General features: G+C 42.2%; 5 protein-coding genes. 1 reads left to right on the top strand and 4 read right to left on the bottom strand.

The features are described 5' to 3' along the window. The 4 genes from IQ229_RS14745 to IQ229_RS14730 form a co-directional block, all read right to left on the bottom strand. On the bottom strand, positions 1-529 hold a 529-nt coding region (locus tag IQ229_RS14745), incomplete at its 3' end, for a TnsA endonuclease N-terminal domain-containing protein (RefSeq protein ID WP_194044871.1). A gap of 114 nt (positions 530-643) precedes the next feature. After that, positions 644-2,515, bottom strand: a complete 1,872-nt coding sequence (gene glmS, locus IQ229_RS14740; RefSeq protein ID WP_194044870.1) for a glutamine--fructose-6-phosphate transaminase (isomerizing) — start codon at positions 2,513-2,515, stop codon at positions 644-646. Positions 2,516-2,885: 370 nt separating this feature from the next. Continuing rightward, entirely contained in the window at positions 2,886-3,131 is a 246-nt protein-coding gene (gene psaC, locus IQ229_RS14735; protein ID WP_012411495.1) for a photosystem I iron-sulfur center protein PsaC, read from the bottom strand. Positions 3,132-3,652: 521 nt separating this feature from the next. Further along, positions 3,653-3,889, bottom strand: coding sequence for a hypothetical protein (locus tag IQ229_RS14730; RefSeq protein ID WP_194044868.1), 237 nt, complete (start codon positions 3,887-3,889; stop codon positions 3,653-3,655). A 209-nt stretch (positions 3,890-4,098) separates the two neighbouring features. On the opposite strand from IQ229_RS14730, the gene IQ229_RS14725 reads away from it, so the two are divergent. Continuing rightward, a partial coding sequence (locus tag IQ229_RS14725) for a Dethiobiotin synthetase (RefSeq protein ID WP_194044866.1) occupies positions 4,099-4,431 on the top strand: 333 nt, incomplete at its 3' end.

Genomic DNA, 4,431 nt, shown 5'->3' with positions numbered 1-4,431 from the left:
CTAATAGCCTTGGAATTTCATTTTCTGTAACAATTCCCCAGTCTATGCTTTTTGCTAAGTAGTACCGCCTCTCTAATTCCAATTTTTCAATTACTCGCTTTTTCTCTAGCTCTGTTGATTGCTTAACTGTTCGGGCAATCTGAACCTGCTTTCCATTCTGATTTACTGTAAGCATGAAATCAGTTGTTAAGACATAAGGAGTACCACTTTGTAGGTCTACAGGATACTTTATACCCATCTCCGTAGCGATACTCATCGCTAGGTCAAGGTCGTCTAGAGGGAATTGCTCTCTTGTATCTGTGACGACATCTGACCACTCAAATAAATAAAATAATCGTTTTTCTTGGTCTGACAAGAAATGATGTACTCGGTTGCTTTTCCAGCCAGGAGTCCTAGACGACCGACCTTTCGAGGGAAAATCTTGGATTGTAATCCAGGGCTTATAGTCTTTACCACTCCCCCGCCCACGACCTTCTTTTCTATAGCGCTCAAATTTGGCTTGTGTCCATTCTCCTCTGCCTCTAACCATAAAAATAACCCCTGAGAGCGATCGCATATCTTCTTAATACAAGCGTACTCTATAAAGGGTTATTGTTTAACCGAATTATTAATTGTTCAACTCCACAACAAGTATAAAATAATACTATTCGACGGTAACACTTTTAGCAAGGTTACGAGGTTGATCTACATCCAAACCTCGACGGGCGGCAATATGATAAGCCAATAATTGCAAAGGAACTACTGTCAGAATCGGAGAAAGTAACTCTTCTACATGAGAGACGGGAAGAAGATCGTTAAAAATTTCCGCAGCTTCGCCATCGTTGACGGGAGTCACGCCAATTAAGCGAGAATCTCTAGCTTTGGCTTCTTGGGCATTAGAAATAACCTTTTCGTAAACGCTACCAGGGATTGCGATCGCAACTACTGGTACTTTCGCATCTAAAAGTGCGATCGGGCCATGTTTCATCTCTCCAGCTGGATAACCTTCGGCGTGAATGTAGCTGATTTCTTTTAATTTCAATGCCCCCTCCAAAGCAATCGGAAAGTTAATTCCTCTGCCCACAAAAATGAAATCTTTGGTTTCGGCGAATTCGTGGGCTAGCTGTTCGGTTAAACGTTCCTGACTTTCTAAAGTTGCTTCAATTTCTTTGGGAATCTGCCGCAACCCATTAATAATTTGATCTAATGTATCTTTTGAAACTGTCTGACGACGAGCTGCTAAATCCAATGCCAAAGCATAAAACGCCATCAGTTGGGCGGTAAAGGTTTTCGTCGCTGCTACCCCAATTTCAATTCCCGCTAGAGTACTGATAACATGCGGCACTAGATGACCGAGGCTGCTTTCTGGGCGATTCGTAATACCCAGTAGTCGCGCTTGATATTTGGGTTCTTTCCCTTGGCGACGTTCTTTTTCCATCGTCAAAGCTGCTAGGGTATCGGCTGTTTCACCTGATTGGGTAACGCCAACTATCAAGGTGTTAGCCGTTACGGGTGATGGTGCATAGCGATACTCAGAAGCGTAATGTACTTGAGTTGAAATTCCTGCTAGTTGTTCGAGTAAATATTTTCCGATTAATGCTGCGTGCCAACTTGTACCACAGGCGACGATCTGAATTTGTTCTAAATCAGTATATAAATCTTCAGGTAAGCCAAGATTGATTGGCGATTCGCTAGATTCGGTTGGATTAAAGTAAGCGTCTAAACTAGCTCTTACTACCCCTGGTTGCTCATGGATTTCTTTGAGCATGAAGTGTTTAAATCCCTGCTTTTCTACCATTGCAGGATTGAAGTTGAGCAATCGGGGTTGTTTTTTCAACCTGTCGCCAGCAAAATTGTAAATCTCAGCACCCAAAGGTGTGAGGCGGGCAATTTCGCCATTTTCCAGAGGTAGCACTGCACGGGTGTAAGCAACGATCGCTGGCGTGTCAGAGGCACAAAATAACTCCCCTTGACCAAAACCAATTACTAAAGGTGCTTGTTGGCGAACAACAATCAATTCATCGGGGAAATCAGCAGAAATAACTGCAAGTGCAAACGCCCCACGCAAGTGGTTAACGGCTTGGCGAACTGCCTCTAGGAAGGGAGATGAGGGGGGAAGATTCTTTAAAAATTCGGCTATCAGATGGGGAATGACTTCGGTATCGGTTTCAGAACGAAATTCGTGTCCTTTGGCTTTGAGTTCCTCGCGTAACTCGCGGTAATTTTCAATAATGCCATTTTGCACCACCGCCACTCGTTTTGCCGTATCCAAATGGGGATGAGCATTATACTCTTCTGGTTTACCATGAGTTGCCCAGCGTGTATGACCAATACCAATTTGGGCAGGGGTTTCTATTTGTTCCAGTTTAGAACGCAGGTTATGGAGTTTACCCTTTGCCCGCACACAATTTACCTCACCTTCCCAAACAGTGGCGATTCCAGCCGAATCGTAGCCCCTGTACTCTAGTTTCTCCAGTCCAGCTAGTAAAATGTCTGTCGCCGCTTGAGTGCCTATATATCCAACAATTCCGCACATTCTTCACGCCACTTTTTTTCAGGATGATTAAATCCAGTATAGTAGGTAGCATAAAGTGGACGTTTTGCAAAGAAAAAGGGAGTAAAATACTCCCTCTACCACTAGGTATTGTTATGGATTTTAGGTTTTTTTACAGCGGATTCCCCGTCAGCTTTTGACCTGACGGTACAAATACAGCTTCTAGGATTTAGATACCCAGAGATTATATCCCCAATCTAAAATTGCGATTTCATGAAGAGTGCTGAGTTCCGAGTTCCGAGTTCCGAGTGAAGAATCAAAAAATTGTATTTGTGATTTACTTCTTTTTATCTCAGCACTCAGCACTCAGTACTCAGCACTCCGATCAGCACTCCGATCAGCACTCAGCTTTTTAGTAAGCTAGACCCATACTGCGAGTTGTTTCAGCGCCCAGGTAAACCCGGATGCTCAAAAAGTCGGTGGGACAAGCAGTTTCGCAACGCTTACAGCCCACGCAGTCTTCTGTACGGGGTGAAGAGGCAATTTGAGCAGCTTTACAGCCATCCCAAGGAACCATCTCAAGTACATCAGTAGGGCAAGCGCGGACGCATTGGGTGCAGCCAATGCAGGTATCGTAGATTTTTACGGTATGAGACATTGAAAAAACGGCTCCTTTCGAGTGTTCTTCTCTGCGAAAGAATCATAATCAACGCATAGTCTACCGCAGTGGTTGATAGGCCGTAATCAAAAGGCTACATAACTTTAAACAATGTAATAAGCACCGTTAAAATTTGCTTTTGCGAGATTGTCCCTATTGACTGATAATCAGCAACATTATCAGAGCGTATTTACCACAGTGGTATACCATAACGGGGTTGAATCGTAAAGATAGATGAAACAAAATTAAAAGGAATAGGGGCATCTCCATAATTTTAACTATGGGGATTTTGGTTAATAATCTGATTTTGCGATCGCCACATCCCCGTGTAAACGAAAACAGTTTGGCAATCTAGATTACGCAAAAACTTGTTTTTATTACGGAATAAAATTGCTTTTGCAATGTAGATGATTAATTTAGAGACTGCGATCGCACTCAGCAATTTTTTTGCGATCGCTCACTGATAACTTGTATATTTAATCTCTTATGTCTGGTAATTTCATAATTTTTATTTATACATATCAGAGGATTTCAGAAATTGCAAATTCATCATTTGTAGCAGCAATTTGTGTTTGAATTTTTGGCTCTATAGATGTCAATTGCAGTTGTTCTTCTAGATTTTTCGCATCAGCAGATTTATCTTTTACATACTCCCTTTCTCGAATTTGTCGAACAATACTTTCTAACAGCCAAAGTTGATCTTCTACAGACAAGGCAAGGATAGAGCGCTCAATTTCTAGCAAATTCGGTGAGAACATTTTACTTCTGATTCCTAGTAAGGTGTATTTTTCAAAGATATTATATTCAGTCTATCTGGTTAACCTAGAGCATCGCCAATTACCGATCATTTTCCCCACGCCTATCATTTCACAAATCATCAGAGATTGCTATAAATAACTAGAAAGCCGTTTTATTACTTTTTAATTAAGTATTACTGCTGAAGCAAAATGTACGCTAAACTGACTACATGAATTACGAAACAGCTAGGAAACTCCTCATAGATCAGACAATCACAACCGAGGAAAACCCAGATGCGCTGTTAACGCGTATGAAACAGGGCAAACCGCCGATACCCGGTCAGATCACTTCGATTTTGTTGGCATTGAAAGTGGTGTTTGAAGTGCTCAAAGATGCAAAGAGCCTAGACCGAGACCTGGCTTTGGCCCTTTATCAGTTAAGCATTAAGGCGCAACAGCTATTTGGCGCAGGGCGTAAAGCCGGGGTTGATTGGCCACCACTACTCAAAGAAGATTTACTACGAATTTCCTTAGCAGCTGAAAGTATCTTTTCGGGTATATGG

This window comes from Nostoc cf. edaphicum LEGE 07299, assembly GCF_015207245.1.
Taxonomy (GTDB): Bacteria; Cyanobacteriota; Cyanobacteriia; order Cyanobacteriales; family Nostocaceae; genus Nostoc; species Nostoc edaphicum_B.
This window is presented reverse-complemented; position numbering and strand designations above follow the sequence as displayed.

Excerpts from the sequence above, each read along its gene's own strand:
- psaC (WP_012411495.1), bottom strand. The coding sequence starts at position 3,131 with ATGTCTCATACCGTAAAAATCTACGATACCTGCATTGGCTGCACCCAA.
- glmS (WP_194044870.1), bottom strand. The coding sequence starts at position 2,515 with ATGTGCGGAATTGTTGGATATATAGGCACTCAAGCGGCGACAGACATT.
- IQ229_RS14730 (WP_194044868.1), bottom strand. The coding sequence starts at position 3,889 with ATGTTCTCACCGAATTTGCTAGAAATTGAGCGCTCTATCCTTGCCTTG.